The 18,500-nt window shown below is 30.3% G+C and carries 12 protein-coding genes and 2 tRNA genes; 8 read left to right on the top strand and 6 right to left on the bottom strand.

Annotated features, from left to right (window positions below; translation table 11 throughout):
* The first annotated feature begins 5 nt into the window (after positions 1-5).
* The 5 genes from BLV71_RS07785 to sufD all read left to right on the top strand — a co-directional run bounded on the left by BLV71_RS07785 (position 6) and on the right by sufD (position 5,195).
* Positions 6-1,061: a cytochrome-c peroxidase gene (locus tag BLV71_RS07785; protein WP_176974374.1), complete on the top strand. Its 1,056-nt coding sequence runs from the start codon at positions 6-8 to the stop codon at positions 1,059-1,061.
* Positions 1,062-1,179: 118 nt separating this feature from the next.
* Positions 1,180-1,509, top strand: coding sequence for a HesB/IscA family protein (locus tag BLV71_RS07780; RefSeq protein ID WP_093869999.1), 330 nt, complete (start codon positions 1,180-1,182; stop codon positions 1,507-1,509).
* Between the two features lie 27 nt (positions 1,510-1,536).
* Positions 1,537-2,985: a Fe-S cluster assembly protein SufB gene (gene sufB, locus BLV71_RS07775; protein ID WP_093869998.1), complete on the top strand. Its 1,449-nt coding sequence runs from the start codon at positions 1,537-1,539 to the stop codon at positions 2,983-2,985.
* 92 nt (positions 2,986-3,077) lie between these two features.
* The gene (gene sufC / locus BLV71_RS07770) at positions 3,078-3,830 is read left to right on the top strand and encodes a Fe-S cluster assembly ATPase SufC (protein WP_093869997.1); all 753 of its coding nucleotides are present in this window, start codon (positions 3,078-3,080) and stop codon (positions 3,828-3,830) included.
* A gap of 51 nt (positions 3,831-3,881) precedes the next feature.
* Positions 3,882-5,195 carry a Fe-S cluster assembly protein SufD gene (gene sufD / locus BLV71_RS07765; RefSeq protein WP_093869996.1) on the top strand — a complete coding sequence of 438 codons (1,314 nt, stop codon included), beginning with the start codon at positions 3,882-3,884 and terminating at the stop codon, positions 5,193-5,195.
* Positions 5,196-5,276: 81 nt separating this feature from the next.
* On the opposite strand, the gene BLV71_RS07760 is transcribed toward sufD, so the two are convergent.
* Positions 5,277-7,607, bottom strand: coding sequence for a trypsin-like peptidase domain-containing protein (locus tag BLV71_RS07760; RefSeq protein ID WP_093869995.1), 2,331 nt, complete (start codon positions 7,605-7,607; stop codon positions 5,277-5,279).
* A 688-nt stretch (positions 7,608-8,295) separates the two neighbouring features.
* On the opposite strand from BLV71_RS07760, the gene BLV71_RS07755 reads away from it, so the two are divergent.
* Positions 8,296-9,006 carry a DUF547 domain-containing protein gene (locus BLV71_RS07755; protein WP_093869994.1) on the top strand — a complete coding sequence of 237 codons (711 nt, stop codon included), beginning with the start codon at positions 8,296-8,298 and terminating at the stop codon, positions 9,004-9,006.
* Positions 9,007-9,154: 148 nt separating this feature from the next.
* Here the strand turns inward: BLV71_RS07755 and BLV71_RS07750 are convergent, their stop codons facing one another.
* The 3 genes from BLV71_RS07750 to BLV71_RS07740 form a co-directional block, all read right to left on the bottom strand.
* Complete coding sequence (locus BLV71_RS07750) at positions 9,155-11,560, bottom strand: helix-turn-helix domain-containing protein (protein ID WP_093869993.1); 2,406 nt, start codon at positions 11,558-11,560, stop codon at positions 9,155-9,157.
* A 212-nt stretch (positions 11,561-11,772) separates the two neighbouring features.
* Positions 11,773-12,984: a 2-oxoglutarate dehydrogenase complex dihydrolipoyllysine-residue succinyltransferase gene (odhB, locus tag BLV71_RS07745; protein WP_093869992.1), complete on the bottom strand. Its 1,212-nt coding sequence runs from the start codon at positions 12,982-12,984 to the stop codon at positions 11,773-11,775.
* A gap of 38 nt (positions 12,985-13,022) precedes the next feature.
* The gene (locus tag BLV71_RS07740) at positions 13,023-15,761 is read right to left on the bottom strand and encodes a 2-oxoglutarate dehydrogenase E1 component (RefSeq protein ID WP_255405274.1); all 2,739 of its coding nucleotides are present in this window, start codon (positions 15,759-15,761) and stop codon (positions 13,023-13,025) included.
* 258 nt (positions 15,762-16,019) lie between these two features.
* Here BLV71_RS07740 and BLV71_RS07735 point away from each other — a divergent pair.
* Both BLV71_RS07735 and BLV71_RS07730 read left to right on the top strand, forming a co-directional pair.
* Positions 16,020-16,093 (top strand) — tRNA-Asn (locus tag BLV71_RS07735).
* Between the two features lie 61 nt (positions 16,094-16,154).
* Positions 16,155-16,228, top strand: a tRNA-Asn gene (locus tag BLV71_RS07730).
* 67 nt (positions 16,229-16,295) lie between these two features.
* Here BLV71_RS07730 and BLV71_RS07725 read toward each other — a convergent pair.
* A complete protein-coding gene (locus BLV71_RS07725; RefSeq protein WP_093869990.1) occupies positions 16,296-17,627 on the bottom strand; it encodes an aspartate kinase in 1,332 nt (443 codons plus the stop codon).
* A gap of 97 nt (positions 17,628-17,724) precedes the next feature.
* A complete protein-coding gene (locus tag BLV71_RS07720) occupies positions 17,725-18,483 on the bottom strand; it encodes a thioesterase II family protein (protein WP_093869989.1) in 759 nt (252 codons plus the stop codon).
* Between the last annotated feature and the right edge of the window lie 17 nt (positions 18,484-18,500).

The following is an 18,500-nucleotide window of genomic DNA, read 5'->3' as shown; positions in this document are numbered from 1 at the left end:
ATCAAATGAAGAAGCTAAGTATATTTCTTTTTATAATTTTTATAAGTTGTTCTTCAAAAAATGAAGAAGAAGAATATATTCCTAAACCTACAGAATTAGAAATACCAGAAATACTTAAACAAAAACTAATCGCTCCAGTAATTCCTTCAACAAACCCTTTAACTGAGGAAGGAATTGCTTTAGGTAAAAAATTATTTTTCGATAAACTTTTATCTAAAAACAACACACAATCTTGTGCCAGTTGTCATAATCCTCAAAAAGCATTTAGTGATGAAACTCGATTTAGTGATGGGGTAGATGGAGTATTCGGCAAGAGAAATTCTATGCCTTTATTTAATTTAGCGTGGAATTTTGATGATCGTTTTACTTGGGATGGAAAAGAGCTTAGTTTAGAAAGACAAGCCTTTGAACCTGTTAGAAACCCCATAGAAATGCATAGTATTTGGGCTGATGTTGAAAAAAAACTACAAAAACATCCTGAATATCCTATATTATTTAAACAAGCATTTGGAACTTCAAAAATTGATTCTACACTCGTGACTAAAGCAATTGCTCAATTTGAAAGAACATTAATCTCTGCGAACTCAAAGTTCGATAAACATCTACTTGGTAAAGCACAACTAACTCCAGAAGAATTAAATGGATTCAATGTTTTTATGGATGAAAACAAAGGAGATTGTTTTCACTGTCATGGAAGTAATAACAATCCACTTTGGACAGATAATAAATTTCATAACAATGGCCTTGATAATGTTTTTGCAGATTTAGGTTTCGGAAAAGTCACTGGAGACTCTAACGATAATGGTAAATTTAAAACTCCTTCACTAAGAAATTTAGCTTTTACTGCTCCATACATGCATGATGGAAGGTTTTCTACTTTAGAAGAAGTTATTAATCATTACTCAGAAGGCTTAAAATCATCGCCAACAATTGACCCTCTAATGAAAAAAGTAGATAAAGGAGGCGTTCAATTAATTGAAAAAGACAAAGCAGATTTAAAAGCTTTTTTATTATCCTTATCAGATTATGACTTCATAAATAACACCAAATTTCAAGAATAACTATTTAAAGTATCAACAAATTTTATAGTCTTATAAATGATATTAGTTTCAAAAAATGATAAAAATCATATTTTGTGATTATCTTTGCAGTTCATTTAGATTTAATCTACTTTAAATTATGATAAAAGTTTCAGACACAGCAAAAAAGAAAGTTGTTCAACTAATGACTGATGATGGCTTTGACGCTACTAGCGATTTTGTTAGGGTTGGCGTAAAAAGTGGAGGATGCTCAGGCTTATCATACGATTTAACTTTTGACAAAAAAGAACAAGAAGACGATAAAGTTTTTGAAGATAATAATGTAAAAATTATTGTTGATAAAAAAAGCTTTTTATACTTAGTTGGAACAACTTTAGAATACTCAGGGGGTTTAAATGGTAAAGGTTTTGTTTTTAACAATCCTAATGCCAATAGAACTTGTGGGTGTGGAGAAAGTTTCTCTTTATAAACTTATTGAAAACAGAACTTAGAACTGATGAGTAAATACACTGAAGACGATTTACGAGAAGAATTAAAAACCAAAGAATATGAATATGGTTTTTATACAGATATAGAAAGTGAAACCTTTGCAAAAGGGTTAAATGAAGAAGTGGTTCGTGCAATTTCTAAAAAGAAAAACGAACCAGAATGGATGACTGAATGGCGTTTAGAAGCCTTTAGAGTTTGGAAACAAATGGAAGAACCAGAATGGGCAAATGTTCATTATGAAAAACCAAACTTCCAAGAAATAGCATATTATTCAGCACCAAAAGAAAAACCAAAATTAAATAGTTTAGATGAGGTTGATCCAGAATTACTTGACACCTTTAAACGTTTAGGAATTTCTATTGATGAACAAAAGAAGTTAGCAAATGTTGCTGTTGACATAGTAATGGATTCTGTATCTGTTGCAACTACCTTCAAAGAAACTTTAGCTGAAAAAGGTATTATTTTCATGCCTATATCTGAAGCTATTCAAGAACATCCTGAATTAGTTAAAAAATATTTAGGAACAGTAGTACCAACTACAGATAATTTCTATGCAGCTTTAAATTCAGCTGTTTTCTCTGATGGCTCTTTTTGTTACATTCCAAAAGGGGTACGTTGTCCAATGGAGTTATCTACCTATTTCAGAATTAATGAAGGAGGTACTGGTCAATTCGAAAGAACTTTAGTTGTTGCTGACAAAGGAAGTTATGTTTCTTACCTAGAAGGATGTACCGCTCCAAGTAGAGATGAAAACCAATTGCATGCAGCCGTTGTTGAATTAATTTCAATGGATGATGCCGAAATAAAATATTCTACAGTTCAAAACTGGTATCCTGGTAATGCAGAAGGAAAAGGAGGAGTTTACAATTTTGTTACCAAAAGAGGTTTGTGTGAAACAAATGCAAAAATTTCTTGGACTCAGGTAGAAACAGGTTCTGCTGTAACATGGAAATATCCTAGTTGTATTCTTAAAGGAAACAACTCAGTAGGAGAGTTTTATTCAATTGCAGTAACTAACAATCATCAACAAGCCGATACTGGTACTAAGATGATTCATTTAGGAAAAAACACTAAATCTACAATTATATCTAAAGGTATTTCTGCAGGAAAATCTCAGAATAGCTATAGAGGTTTAGTTCAAATAAATTCTAGAGCTGAAAACGCACGTAATTTCTCTCAATGTGATTCTTTATTAATGGGTAATGAATGTGGTGCACATACATTCCCTTACATTGAAGTAAAAAACAAATCAGCTCAAATAGAACATGAAGCTACTACAAGTAAAATTGGAGAAGATCAATTGTTTTATTGTAACCAAAGAGGTATTGACACTGAAAAGGCAATCGCTTTAATTGTTAATGGATTTAGTAAAGAAGTTTTAAACAAACTTCCTATGGAATTTGCTGTTGAAGCTCAAAAATTATTAGAGATTTCACTAGAAGGAAGTGTTGGATAAATTCCAATAAAATTAATTCCACATAATATATTAATTGTAAAAATCACACGCTTGTGGTTTAAAAACCAAAAGCAAACAGCATAAATATTAAGATGTTAAAAATAGAAAATTTACACGCACAGATAGAGGATAAAGCTATTTTAAAAGGGCTAAATTTAGAAATAAAAGCTGGTGAAGTTCATGCTATAATGGGGCCAAATGGTGCTGGTAAAAGTACTTTTGCAAACATTGTTGCAGGTAAAGAAGAATATGACGTTACTAACGGAACTATTGAATTAAATGGTGAAGACATTAGCGAACTAGCTCCAGAAGAAAGAGCTCATAACGGTGTGTTTTTATCTTTTCAATATCCAGTAGAAATACCTGGTGTTACCGTAACTAATTTTATTAAAACAGCTATAAACGAATCTCGTAAAGCAAAAGGCTTAGAAGAAATGCCTGCTAAAGATATGCTTAAAATGATTCGTGAAAAATCTGAATTATTAGAAATAGACCGTAAATTTTTATCGCGCTCTTTAAACGAAGGTTTTTCTGGAGGAGAAAAGAAGCGTAATGAAATATTTCAAATGGCTATGTTAGAGCCTAAACTAGCTATTTTAGATGAAACTGATTCTGGTTTAGATATTGATGCTTTACGTATTGTAGCAAATGGTGTAAATAAATTAAAATCTAAAGACAATGCTGTAATTGTAATTACGCACTACCAACGTTTATTAGATTATATCGTACCAGATTTTGTACACGTTTTACACAATGGAAAAATTGTTAAATCTGGTGATGCTTCTTTAGCTTTAGAATTAGAAGCTAAAGGTTATGATTGGATTAAGGAAGAGGTAAATAGTTAAGAAGTTTAAAAGAATAACTTTTTAAACTTATACACTTTTAAACTAACAACAATGGAGTTGAAAGAAAAATTAATATCATCATATGTAGCTTTTGAAAACGGAATCAATATCAATTCTGATATTCATGATATTCGCACAAAAGCTTTACAAAACTTTGAAGACTTAGGCTTCCCTTCTAAAAAATTAGAAGCTTGGAAATACACATCTTTAAATTCAGTTTTAAAAGAAGACTATAGTCTTTTCCCAGATAATGACATAGCAATTGAATTAGCTGATGTAAAGAAGTATTTCATACATGAAATTGATAGCTATGCTGTTGTTTTTATAGATGGTAAATACAGTTCATTTTTATCAAACACAACTCATGATGGAATGGATATTTGTTTATTATCTGCTGCCTTTACAAAAAGTAAATACAAACCTATAATTGAAAATTATTTCAATAAAATAGCTAAGCAAGATAATTTAACATCTTTAAATACTGCTTTTGCTAACGAAGGAGCTTTTATACACATACCAAGAGGTGTTGAAGTTGAAAAACCTATTCAAATTATTAACTTTACCACTGGTAAAGAAAATGCAACTATGTTACAGCCTCGTAACTTAGTTGTTGTAGAAAATAATGCGCATGTTCAAATAATTGAACGCCATCAAAGTTTAACAGACAATGCTGTTTTAACAAATTCTGTTACTGAAATCTACACAGATGTTCATGCTACTGTAGATTACTACAAAATACAAAACGACAACATTAATGCTTCTTTAGTTGACAACACTTATATTGAGCAACAAAAAGAAAGCGTTTGTTCTGTTCATACATTTTCATTTGGAGGTAATATTACAAGAAATAATCTTAATTTTTACCAAAAGGGAGAGCGAATAGATTCTATATTAAAAGGAATTACAATTATAGAAGGAAAACAACATGTTGACCATCATACATTAGTTCATCATATAGAACCTAACTGTGAAAGTCATCAAGATTACAAAGGTATCTTTGGAGAGCGCTCAACTGGAGTTTTTAATGGAAAAGTTGTTGTAGAGAAAGAAGCTCAAAAAACGAACGCTTACCAACAAAACAACAATGTACTTATAAGTGATAAAGCTACCATTAATGCAAAACCTCAATTAGAAATATTTGCTGATGATGTTAAATGTTCTCATGGATGTACTATAGGTCAACTTGATGACCAAGCATTATTTTACATGCAGCAAAGAGGGATTCCTAAAAAAGAAGCCCAAGCTTTATTAATGTATGCTTTTGCCAACACTGTTTTAGAAAGCGTAAAAATACCAGAAGTTAAAAAGAGAATTAACAAGCTTATTGCCAACAAACTAGGAGTTAACATAGGATTCGATTTATAATCAATTCTTTACTATTATAATAAAAAGAGCTCAGAAATATTTCTGAGCTCTTTTTTTTGTTAGACTGATTTATTTAATTCACTAGTTTTTATTAGTTTTTATAAAACTCTTAGAATAAGAATGCTTAGTACTTTGTACCTCTAATACATAAAATCCTGCTTTTATTTCCTCTACAGATATAGATTTAGACAATGATCCTTTTTTAATAACTGCCCCAGTTAAGTTAACTATTCGATAAGAACCGTTTAATTTTCTTTCTGGTATAATTATATTCAATACGCTGTTAGAAGGATTAGGGTACACCATTAAGTCATCTATAACAACTGAAGTAGGTGTAAAAACTTCTACCGCATTTTCTACAGCATTTGTTCCAATACAGAAAGCTTTAGTATCTGTACTTGTAAACTGACCTCCTGATGCTAAAACAGTTCCAGAACTATTAGTTAGTTTATAAGATCCATTTCCATAACTACAACATATACCGTCTCCATAAGAATCTTTAAATATTAAACTATAACATCCATTAGGTAAAGTTTTATTTACAGTAATTTTCGAACCACTTGCTTGACTGTTATAATTATTACCAGAAGCAACAACAGTATTAGAACTATTAGTTATTTCCCAGCTTGTTTCAGAAGAATAATTATCAAAAGTTATCTCTAAACTTACAGTAGAGTTTCCACCTCCAGTACTTCCTGTTGAAACAGATAACTGATCGATAGCCATATCACCTTGCCAAGTTGTTCCTGTTACACCATTAAATCTTACTTGAACATCTTTACCTACATAACTATCTAAATTAACACTTGCTGTTTGCCATGAATTTCCTTGATTTCCTGATTTTTGCCAAACACTTGTCCAATTTACACCTTTATCAATACTTACTTCTACCTTTAAGTTACCCATAGCTGAAGTACCATACATATGATATTTAAATGATAAAGAAGCATTACTAGCTTGTTTTAAATCAAAACAAGGAGAAGTTATTATTGCTGACTTGTTTGAATAATTTGGAGAGGAAGATTCCATATATAAATAATAACTCCCTGCATTGGCTGAAGTTGGTCCTGTGTTGCTTGAAGGTGTTGATCCAGATCTAGTAGCCCAATTAAAATCGTCAGATGTACTTTGCTTCCAGTTCCCTATAGTGTTTTCAAAACTTTGATTGTAAGGAAATGAAGATACTGTATTACTACAACTACCACCTGGTGGATTTCCTCCACCACCATTATTATCAACTCCTTTAGCTGGCATATCAGAACCAATTGAACTAATTAAATTATCTGACCTTCCATAAGACCCATTAGGACAACCACCTGTGTTATGAATTGCTATCACTAAATTAGAATTATAATCTAATACTGGAGACCCAGAACTTCCTCCTTCAGTATCTGCATAATATCTTACTTGTTGACCAGATCCAGAAGAACTTTCAAACACTCTAGAAAAACCATCAGGAGTAGCATCTCTATCAGACTTAACAGAAATCTCTTTTCTTCTTCCTCCTGGGTGTTGAGGAATATATATTCTATCTCCTTTTGAAGTAACAGCAGAACTTAAGCTTAAAAAACCATAAGTATTTGTAGGATTAACAGGTAACTTAACTAATGTATAATCAAGTGATGAATTTGTTTTTACAAATGTAGCTGAAGATGCCACTACATTAGACTGTGCATTTGTAGAACCTGAACATCCATCATATTGATAATTGAACATAAAATCTGTGTTTTGAGCATCAGAAGCAGATCCTATACAGTGATTGTTAGTCATTAAATGACCTTCATTACCTAATAACCATCCAGTACATAAAGAACTACCACCAATTAATAACCTACATACAGCTTTTGCCTTCTCATACATTTCAGTACCTTGATAACAAGAAATTCGTTCTTTATCGTCATTAGAACAGATAGATCTTCTTTGATTAGCCAATTTTTTCATTATTCTTTCTTCACTATAACCATAAGCTACTTTACTAATTTCAAATCCATTATGCTTACTTGCCTTTCCTGAAGAATACAACTTAACTTCTACTTTCTCATCAAACAATACTTTTGACCAAAAATCACTGATCATAGTCATATTATTATCTACAATTTTACCTTGTCCACCATAAATAATAGACTCTTTACTTTTACTACCTGTGATTTTTACATAATCTCCAGGAGCTAAATCGAAATTTTTAAAATAAATTTTGATGTAAGAAGAATTTTCTGAAAAGAATTCTTTTTTGTAAACTAATTCTTTTTCATTAATTTTTGATGCAGTTCTTTTAAATTTTTGATAACTTTTGGTGACTTTAATATCAGAATCGAACTCATCACCTATTTTAAATACCTTCTGGGCATTTAAATTTTTTGTACATAAAAGCACAGCAGTCAAAATGACTACTTTTAAAAAGTAATTTTTCATTTTTGAAGGGTTTATTTAGTTAATTAATCACGACTAAATTACTGATTATTAAAGTTTTTAACAAAAAAACGTTAATTTTTTACAATATTATTCTTAAAAAAAAGTTCTTATTGATTAATCACAAACCAATTATTTTCCATGAACCACCAGTATTTACCCAATTACAACTCATTCTCACTTTATTAAATATTTCAAAAATTTTCTTTTAGCTTCATCATTATTATGTAGTGAAAAAGCCATTAATAATATTAAATTTCACTTTTTTTCATGTAATTATTTCCTTTAATTAATCTAATAAAGTTATCAATATAAAAAATCGTAAAATCGATTTTACTACTTACTCAAAAAATGGCTTCTATTTAAATTTGAAAAAGATTATTATTAGATTAATTTAAATAAAGTAATACTACAAAAAACATTAACTCCTCCCCTTAAGTACTCTAAACTTATATGATAAAGTATTAATCATCAAAACAATAATCCATAACAAAAAAAACAACAAAGACTTCATTAACAACAACATACATAAAATTATTATACAGTACTTTAAATAGACCTTCCTGTATTATTAAAAGATAATACCGCTCCTAAAGGAACGTTAAAATTCAATATTTTAAGAACCATCATGTAATGAATTAAATTCTTATTCGTCCAAGGAACTATACAATTTATCAATAATCAAAAAATTATGCGAAAAACTATTATTATAATCTGCTTACTTTTTATAAGTATACAAACACAAGCTCAAACTGATGTTTTTAATGCACTTTTAAAAACATATGTTGACAACAAGGGTAATGTTGATTACAAAGGACTACGTAAAAATCGTGCTCTTTTAGATATATACCTTAAACACTTAGATAACACAATACCAGGCAAGAGATGGTCTTCAAATAAAGCTAAAGCTTTTTGGATGAATGCTTACAATGCGTACACTATTAAATTAGTTTTAGATAGTTACCCTCTTAAAAAAATAACAGCAATTAAAAGACAAGGTAAAAATGCATGGAAGCTACCTATTGCTAAAGTTGGTAAAAAAGAATACACTTTAGATTATATTGAACATAAGATTTTACGAAGATGGCATGATGATGCAAGAGTACATGTTGGATTAAATGCAGCTTCAAAATCTGGACCATGTTTCCCTCCTTATGCTTTTACTGAAAAAAACATTAATGCTAAATTAGAAGCATTAATGAAAAAATTCATTAACGATTCAACCAAAAATAAAATCTCATTAAATAAAGTAGAAGTTTCCAAAGTTTTTGAATGGTATCAAGAAGATTTTACTTCAAAAAATAGCTTAGTAGATTATATCAATAAATACTCTAAAATAAAAGCTAATGACAATGCCGAAGTTGTTTATTTAAATTATAACTGGGATTTAAACGAAAAATAATGAAACAATAGACAACTCCCCTTTTAATTTTTCCCCTTAAAAAAAAGCGAAGCATAAAATAATATTTTATGCTTCGTTTATTTTTTAAATACTTCAATTAACTTCAACACTTTCTTCTATAAATAGCTAACAACTTCAATAAAGTTATTTATTTTTCTATAGACAGTAAAATCATACGAAGTTCCATATAAGAATAACTTTTATCTAGTTTACCTTTAAGATCAGACAAGCTTTCAAATTCAGTATTTTCAATATCTTTAATTATTTTTTTATACTTTTCTAAGGAAATTAACTCTAAAACATCAACCTCTCCAGAAGGTATAAAACTAACCAAATGACTTTCTATGGTACCCACTGTTAAAGATCTTTCATTTGCTATCTCTTTTAAGGACATTCCAGATTTAAACAACTCAAAACTAATTTGTTTAGTTGACTTTTTATCTTCCTTTTTTTGTTCATTTAACTTATTTATACCATTCTCTTTACAGTATTCTTCTACAACCTCTAAAATTTCTTCCCCGTGTTTATTAACACGAATTTTCCCCATTCCATTTACCTTTAACAATTCTTTTTTAGTTCTTGGTAATGCATCGCAAATTGCATATAATGTTTCTTGCGTAAATACTTGAAAATGTGGAATACTTAAAGATTTAGAAATATTATCTCTTAATTCACGTAATTTTAAAGCCAAAATCGGGTCTCTTTTTGAAGAAAGTTTTTTCTTTTTAGTAGGTGCTGTTTTTTGCAATACAGCATTCGCCCTTACTTGTAAATACTCTTGTACTTTAAAACCCTTTGTCATTTTTTTTAACGCAAATAACTTTTCTTCAAGTTTTTCCTGTAAGGCATCAAACTGTTTAGAGAAATCTTTTTTTACTGCTTTATTATCAGACGAAAAAGAAATAGCATCTAATGGTGTTTGTATTTTATCATTTGTTTGCGTTAAAAAATAATCTACAGCTTTTATAAATCGTTCCTGAATAACTGAACTATGTTCTGGTAAAACTTCATCATTAGACATTTGACTTAATTGATTTTTAAACCCATTGGAAACCTTCATTAAAGTAACTACCCCTTCATCTTTTATAACTTGCAAATAATCAATCACCTCACCTTTTATACTTGTTTTATTCTTATAAAAAATATCAATTAAACGAGTAACTGGATACAATAAATACTGATAATCGAACAATTCAGAAACTAGATTTAATTGAAACTGCTTTTCAGATTCATTTAATACTTGTTCATTAGGATGATTCTCTTCAACACTTTCATTAAATGAACTTACCGTTTTATCATTAATTATTGCATTACTAGAAATTTGTGTTTTTAATACCAATCCTTCTAAAGAAGTACATCTACTCAAAGCCACATAAGTTTGTCCATGAGCAAAAGAAGCTTCTGCGTCTATAACAGCTTTTTCAAACGTTAAACCTTGACTTTTATGAATAGTTATTGCCCATGCTAATCGTAATGGAATTTGAGAAAAAGAACCCGCTATGTCTTCTTTAATTTCTTTAGTATCTTCATTAATTGAATAATTAATATTTTCCCAAGTTTCTTTTTCTGTAATAATTTCATCTATCTCATTCCTACACTGTACTGTAACTGAATCACTAGAAATATCAGTAACAATTCCTATTTTCCCATTAAAATATCTTTTTTCAGGTGAAGAGTCGTTTTTTATAAACATTACTTGAGCTCCAACTTTTAACTCTAACTTTTCACTATTAGGATACGAATTCTCATTAAACTTTCCAGAAACTTCAGCTTCAAAATAACTACTTCTTGTTTTTAATTCCTTTAATTCTGAATCATTAATTGAGTTCGCTCTTTTATTATGTGTTGTTAAGGTTATATATCCATCTTCTTTACTTGGAGAAAAGGTAGGATTATAATGTTCATTTAAAATACTAGCAGATTCTTTTGACAAAGAATCATTTCTAATCTCATTTAAAATTTTAATGAATTTCTCATTTTTTTGACGGTAAATATATTTTAACTCAATAGAAACTACATTTGCTTCTTGATATGCTTTACTACTAAAAAAATAAACAGTTTTATAATACTGCTGAAGCAAACTCCATTCATTTGGTTTTACTACCGGGGCCAACTGTTGTAAATCTCCAATCATTAAAACCTGAGCACCACCAAACACTTTATTTCTATTCTTATATCGACGCATTACTTGGTCTATTCCATCTAATAAATCAGCTCTAACCATACTAATTTCATCAATAACAACTAAATCTAACGATTTTATAATATCAATTTTAGTTTTCGAAAATTTACGTTGTTGATTAGAAGTATTTGTTATTTGATTTGGTAAAATAGGACCAAATGGCATTTGGAAAAAAGAATGAATAGTAACTCCTTTTGCATTGATTGCTGCAACACCAGTCGGAGCAACAATAACCATTCTTTTTAAGGATTCACTTTTAATTTTATGCAAAAAAGTAGTTTTTCCTGTACCAGCTTTTCCTGTAATAAAAAGATTCCTGTCTGTTTTCTCTATAAACTGTAAAGCAAGCTCTAGCTCTTTATTTTCAATCATTCTATAGGTTTATTCTACTTTAGTATTTTTCAATTTATTTTCTTAATACTCTACAATCAAATACTTTCAAATTAAAACTTTTTAAGCTTAAGTTATTTGTTATAAAATCATGATTTTTTAGTAATAATATCCAATGTAGCAAAATTTCATGAAATAAAAAATCCTACACAAACTGTGCAGGATTTTTTATATTTATGAAACCTAAAATCGGCTTACATTTCTAATGCTTTTGTAGGATTATTATCCATTAACAACTCTACTGGATTTTCTAAAGCTTCTTTAACAGCTACTAAGAAACCAACAGACTCACGTCCGTCAATAATTCTATGGTCATAAGATAATGCTACATACATAATTGGTTGAATTACAACCTCACCGTTAACAGCCATTGGGCGGTTTACAATATTATGCATTCCTAAAATTCCACTTTGAGGAGGATTAATAATTGGTGTAGATAACATAGATCCGAAAACACCTCCATTAGTAATAGTAAATGTTCCACCAGTCATCTCATCAACCGTAATTTGGCCGTCACGAGCACGTAATGCTAAACGTTTTACTTCACTTTCAACACCTCTAAAAGATAAATTTTCTGCATTTCTTATTACAGGAACCATTAATCCTTTAGGACCAGAAACTGCAATAGATATATCTTGAAAATCGTGTTTAATTTGGAAATCACCATCAATCATTGAATTTACATCAGGATATAATTCTAAAGCTCTAACAACTGCTAAAGTAAAGAAAGACATAAACCCTAACCCAACTCCATGCTTTGCTTTAAAATCTTCTTTATACTGCTTACGTAAATCAAAAATTGGCTGCATGTTAATTTCGTTGAACGTAGTTAACATCGCTGTTTCACTTTTTACAGCTACTAAACGTTGCGCAACTTTTCTACGCAACATAGACATTTTTTTACGTTCAGTACCTCTTGAACCGTTTGCTGGTTGGGTTCCCATTGAAGGTACAGCTTTTACAGCATCTTCTTTAGTTACACGCCCATCTTTTCCTGTTCCTTTCACACTAGAAGCGCTAATTCCTTTTTCTGCTAATACTTTTTTAGCAGCTGGAGAAGCAGTACCTGTTGCATAGGTTTCTTTTTTAACTTCAACCTTAGGAGCTTCAGCCTTTGGTGCCTCCTCTTTTTTAGCTTCAGTAGAAGACCCTCCTTCTGGTTTAGCTGCGCTCATATCAATAAGACATACTACAGCCCCAACCTCAACAGCATCACCTTCTTCAGCTTTTAAAGTAATAATTCCACTTTCTTCCGCAGGTAACTCTAATGTTGCTTTATCAGAATCAACTTCGGCAATTGGTTGATCTTTTTCAACATAATCACCATCTTCAACTAACCAAGTTGCTATTTCTACTTCTGTAATTGATTCCCCCGGAGAAGGAACTTTCATTTCTAAAACACTCATGTTTTTTATTTTTATTCTGAAATACTTTCTTTCTTAATTTAATCGAAAACCTTATCTAAAACTCTTTGGTGACGACGTTTGTAACGTGCACTTGAACCTGCAGCAGGTGCAGAATGATAGTCTCTAGACGCACACTCTAATTTTGCTAATTCAAAACGCTCTAACATATACCCCCAAGAACCCATATTTTTTGGTTCTTCTTGTGCCCAAACATAACGCTCAACATTTGGATATCTATCCATCACTTTTTTAATCTGATCATTATGTAATGGGAATAGTTGCTCTATTCTAACTAAAGCAACATCTTCTCTATTTAGTTCTTCACGTTCAGCTAATAAATCATAATAGAATTTCCCTGAACAAAACACCATTTTTCTCACTTTAGAAGTATCAACAGTATCATCTATTACTTCTTGAAAAGTTCCATTTGCTAATTCTTCAATTGTATTTACAGCTTTAGGTAAACGCAATAAACTTTTTGGTGTGAAAACAACCAAAGGTTTTCTAAAATCACGTTTCATCTGACGACGTAAAATATGATAAATATTAGCAGGTGTAGAACAATTTGCTACAGTCCAGTTATCTATTGCTGACGACTGTAAGAAACGTTCAATTCTTGCAGAAGAATGCTCAGGTCCTTGACCTTCATAGCCATGAGGTAATAACATTACCAATCCGTTTTGCAATTTCCATTTATCTTCAGCAGAAGATATATATTGATCAAACACTATTTGTGCACCGTTAGCAAAATCACCAAATTGAGCTTCCCAGATAGTTAACGTATTTGGAGCTGCCATTGCATATCCATAATCAAAACCTAAAACTCCATATTCAGATAAGTGAGAGTTAAAAATAGTCATCTCACCTTTATTATTAGGATTTGTGTTTAATAAATTAACACGTTCTAAAGTTTCTTCATCTCGCATAATAGCGTGACGATGAGAGAATGTTCCTCTTTCTACATCTTCTCCTGAAATTCTAATATTATACCCTTCTTCTAATAAAGTTCCGTAAGCTAGGTTTTCTGCAGTTCCCCAGTCTAATGAATTATCTTCAAAGACCATTTTTTCACGTCCTTTTAAAATACGTTCAGCTTTACGCACAAACTTATGTCCAGTTGGTGTAGTCGAAATTACTTTTGCAATTCCTTTTAAAGCCTCTACAGAATACGAAGTATCTACAGGTTGAAGCATATCTTGTAATTGCTTACGAACAAAACCATCCCATACTTCAGGCATGAATTCTTGAATCTTAGAAGTAGTTTTCTTTTTAGACTCAGTAAATTCAGCTTCTAAATGAGATTTAAATTCATCAGTTATCTGTTTTACGTAGTCAGAAGAAATACTACCTTCTTCAATTAATTTTGCAGCATAAATTTCTTTTGCATTTTTATGCTTTGAAATTGCTTTATATAATTTAGGTTGAGTAAAACGTGGTTCATCTCCTTCGTTATGACCATATTTACGATATCCTAATAAATCAATATAAATATCTTTTTTAAATTTAGTTCTGTACTCAACAGCCATTTCCATAGCATGACAAACAGCTTCTGCATCATCAGCATTTACATGTAATACTGGAGACAACGTTACTTTAGCAACATCTGTACAATAAGTACTTGAACGAGCGTCTAAGTAATTGGTTGTAAATCCAACCTGGTTATTTACTACAACATGAATTGTTCCCCCTGTTTTATAACCGTTCAAATTCATCATTTGACCAACTTCATACACTATACCTTGACCTGCAATTGCGGCATCACCATGAACTAATATTGGTAAAATTTTACCATTATCTCCTTTATAATCTAAATCAACTTTTGCACGAACAATTCCTTCAGCAACCGCATCTACGGTTTCTAAATGTGATGGATTTGGAACCAAATTCATCTTCATTTTTTGTCCGCCTTTATATTCTTTACTTAATGTTAATCCTAAATGATACTTAACATCTCCATCAATATCTTGGTCTTCAAAATCTTTACCTTCAAATTCGCTAAATAAATCACGAACAGGTTTCTTAAATATATTAACCAATGTATTTAAACGACCACGGTGTGCCATACCTAAAACACACTCTTCTACTCCATATTTTTCAGCAGCATCACGAAGTGCTACACTTATACCTGGAATTAATGTTTCACCTCCTTCAACAGAAAAACGTTTTTGCCCAACATATTTTGTTTGTAAAAAACTTTCAAATGTAGAAGCTTGATTTAGTTTAGTAAGAATATATTTTTTCCCTTCTAAATCATACATAGGGTGATTATCGTTTTTATTTAAACGACTTTGCCACCATTTTAATTCTTCAGGGTTTCTTAAATACATATACTCTACCCCAATACTATCACAATAAATTGCTTTAAGGTGAGAGATTATTTGTGATAAAGGACTTGGCCCCATACCTAAAATATCTCCAGCATTAAAGACTGTTGATAAGTCTGATTTATTTAAACCAAAATTCTCTAAGTCTAGGCTAGGTTCATACTTTCTTCTTTCTCTAACTGGATTTGTTTTAGTAAACAAATGCCCGCGAGTACGGTATCCATTTATTAAATCAATTACCAAAAATTCTTTACGTACTTCTTCAGGAATTTCAATTGAATTTTCTTCGTCTGTTAACGAATAATCTTCATTTGCCAAATCATATCCTTGAAAAAAACTTCTCCAACTTGGTTCTACCGCATCAGGGTTTTTTTGATACTGTTCGTACAAATCACCTATAAAACCTGTATGTACTGCGTTTAAGAACGAAAACTTGTCCATATTTTTTGTTATACTTTTCTTTATATAAGAATAATGACCACAAAAATACAACTTTTAAGAAAAACAAGGTTTTTTTTTATTCTTAATTTCTGATACTTTTTTGCACAAGCTAATATATTTTGAAAGAATTTTATTCAAAAAAACGTTTAATAACGATTTGATTTTCAAATAGTATTCATTCTTATTTATTTTTTTATCACTTTTTATTTGCAGATATTAAAAAAACGCTTAAATTTGCACTCGCATTTTAAGATTTACATTATCTTAAATTCCTCCTTAGCTCAGTTGGTTAGAGCATCTGACTGTTAATCAGAGGGCCCTTGGTTCGAGTCCAAGAGGAGGAGCAGAAGGCAACTTGGAAGCCGATAATTTCCAAATTTTACATAGATTGTTCTATATGAACATTCCTCCTTAGCTCAGTTGGTTAGAGCATCTGACTGTTAATCAGAGGGCCCTTGGTTCGAGTCCAAGAGGAGGAGCAAAAAAAAGACTTTACAAATTGTAAAGTCTTTTTTGTTTCTATCTAATCTATCTATATCGCAATAATTATGCGAATGCTTTTTCTCGTAAAAAAAGTTTTTCTTGTAAATACTTTAATGCTTCAACTTTAGATTCTGTATCAATAACTACGGAAACATTATTATCATTTTTACCAAGAGATATCATTTTAACAGGTATATGTTTTAGTATATCAAATATTTTATGTGTTTTTTCATCATCAATTATAGAATTCCCAACAATACAAATAATAGTATTTAATAAATCAATATTAACCTCAGCATGAACCTCAATTTCGTTAACAATTTCTACAAGATTACTTGTATCATCAATAGTTAATGATATTGACTCTTCTGAGGTAATTACAACTCCTATAGAAGTTTTATGTTTATCAAAAATCTCAAATATCTCTTTTAAAAAACCATGTCCACCTAAAGCAACTTTAGGTTCAATTTTAACTATGGTTATTTTATCTTTTCCAGAAATAGCCTTTACACCTTTTGTATAAGCATCACTAGATATAACTGTTCCAGTTTTACTAGGCATAAATGTATTCTTTAATATTACTGGAATATCTTTTCCTGCCAAAGGTAAAACAGTTTTTGGGTGTAATATTTTTGCACCAAAATGTGCCAATTTAGATGCTTCTGCATATGACAAATAAGGCACTGACTCTGTATTATTAACATATCTAGGATCATTATTATGAAGCCCATCTATATCTGTCCAAATTTCTATTTCTTCTGCATCTATTGCTGCGCCTATAATTGTTGCCGAATAATCACTCCCTCCTCTCTTAAGATCTGTTATAATTCCATTTTCATCTCTACAAATAAAACCTTGTGTGATATATACTTCAGATTTAGGTAAATGCTCTAATACTGATTTTAATGTTGTTGAAACCTTTTCTATATTAGGTTTATCTATAGAATCAACCAGCATAAAATCCTTTGCTTTTAATAATGTATTTGGTACTCCTGAAACATTTAAGTACTCAGAAAATATTTGAGTTAAAAGCGCTTCCCCATAAGTTATTATTTTAGATTTTAAAGATTCTGAATATTGCTGCTTAGTCAATTCTGAAATTTCTTTAATCATATTAGAAATTTCTTTTTTTAGCTTTTCCTTTACTTCATTATCAACAATTAAAGAATGTATAACATCAATATGTTTTCCTTCTAAATTATATAAATATTCCTTTATACGTATTGTATTGTTATTTTTAACATCCTCTACAATAGAAACTAATTGGTTTGTAACTCCAGACATTGCAGAACAAACAACAATTATTTCTTCATTCTTTTTTTCAAGGATGTCTTTTACTTGAGACAAACTTTCAATTGATCCTAGTGAAGTTCCTCCGAATTTTAATACTTTCATTTGGTTAAGTTTATAGCATTACTATTTACTGAACACTTTTAAATTTATGAGTAATTCAAAAGGTTCAATACGTTATTTTAAATAAATTTATTTGTAATTAAATCACAGACAGCTGCTTACTTTTTTCAACAGCATAACATAATTTTTGAACAATAGCTTTAGGGTGTTTGAAAATAAAAAAATGATCACCGTGTAATACTTCAAAACTACATGGACCAGAAGTTACTTTTCCCCATGCTTTCATTTCTGTAATCGTTGTTTTATTCTTTCCCTCTCCTATTTCTTCTGTACCTAAACATACTTGAATAGGTATCATAAATGGTAAGCTCCCCGTTTTATATTTATAATTTTCTATTGATTTAAAATCAGATTTTAAGATTGGGTAATACAAATTTAATAAGCTTTCGTTTGCTAAAATTTCTTTTGGCAAACCACCCATTTCATTTACTTCTTTCCAAAATATTTTTTCAGAGAGTTGAGATTTTTTATTTACAATTTTGTCGTATTCTGGAGCTCCTCTTCCCGTAAAAAACAAACTATTAGGTAATTTAAATTTTTCCTCTCTTGCTTTTTTAAGCAATTCATATCCTAATAATGTTCCCATACTATGTCCGTAAATAATATATTCACTCCCGCCTACAGCTGATATTAATTGAACAAAAAGATCCTCAGCCATTTCATTTATTGTTTCAATGAATTCCTCAGTAAATCGCTCACCTCTTCCAGGTAACTCTAATGTTACCCATTCAATATCTTTTGGTACATATTCTTGAATTGCTCTGTAACAATATTTATTCCCCCCTGCATATGGCAAGGCTATTATTTTAGTTTTAGTTGTTGTTAAAGCTTGTTCCATTTTTAAATAATTACTTA

The organism is Tenacibaculum sp. MAR_2010_89 (genome assembly GCF_900105985.1).
Lineage (GTDB): Bacteria > Bacteroidota > Bacteroidia > Flavobacteriales > Flavobacteriaceae > Polaribacter > Polaribacter halocynthiae.
Note: the sequence above shows the minus strand (reverse complement) of the source record. Positions and strands in the feature narration are given on the sequence as shown.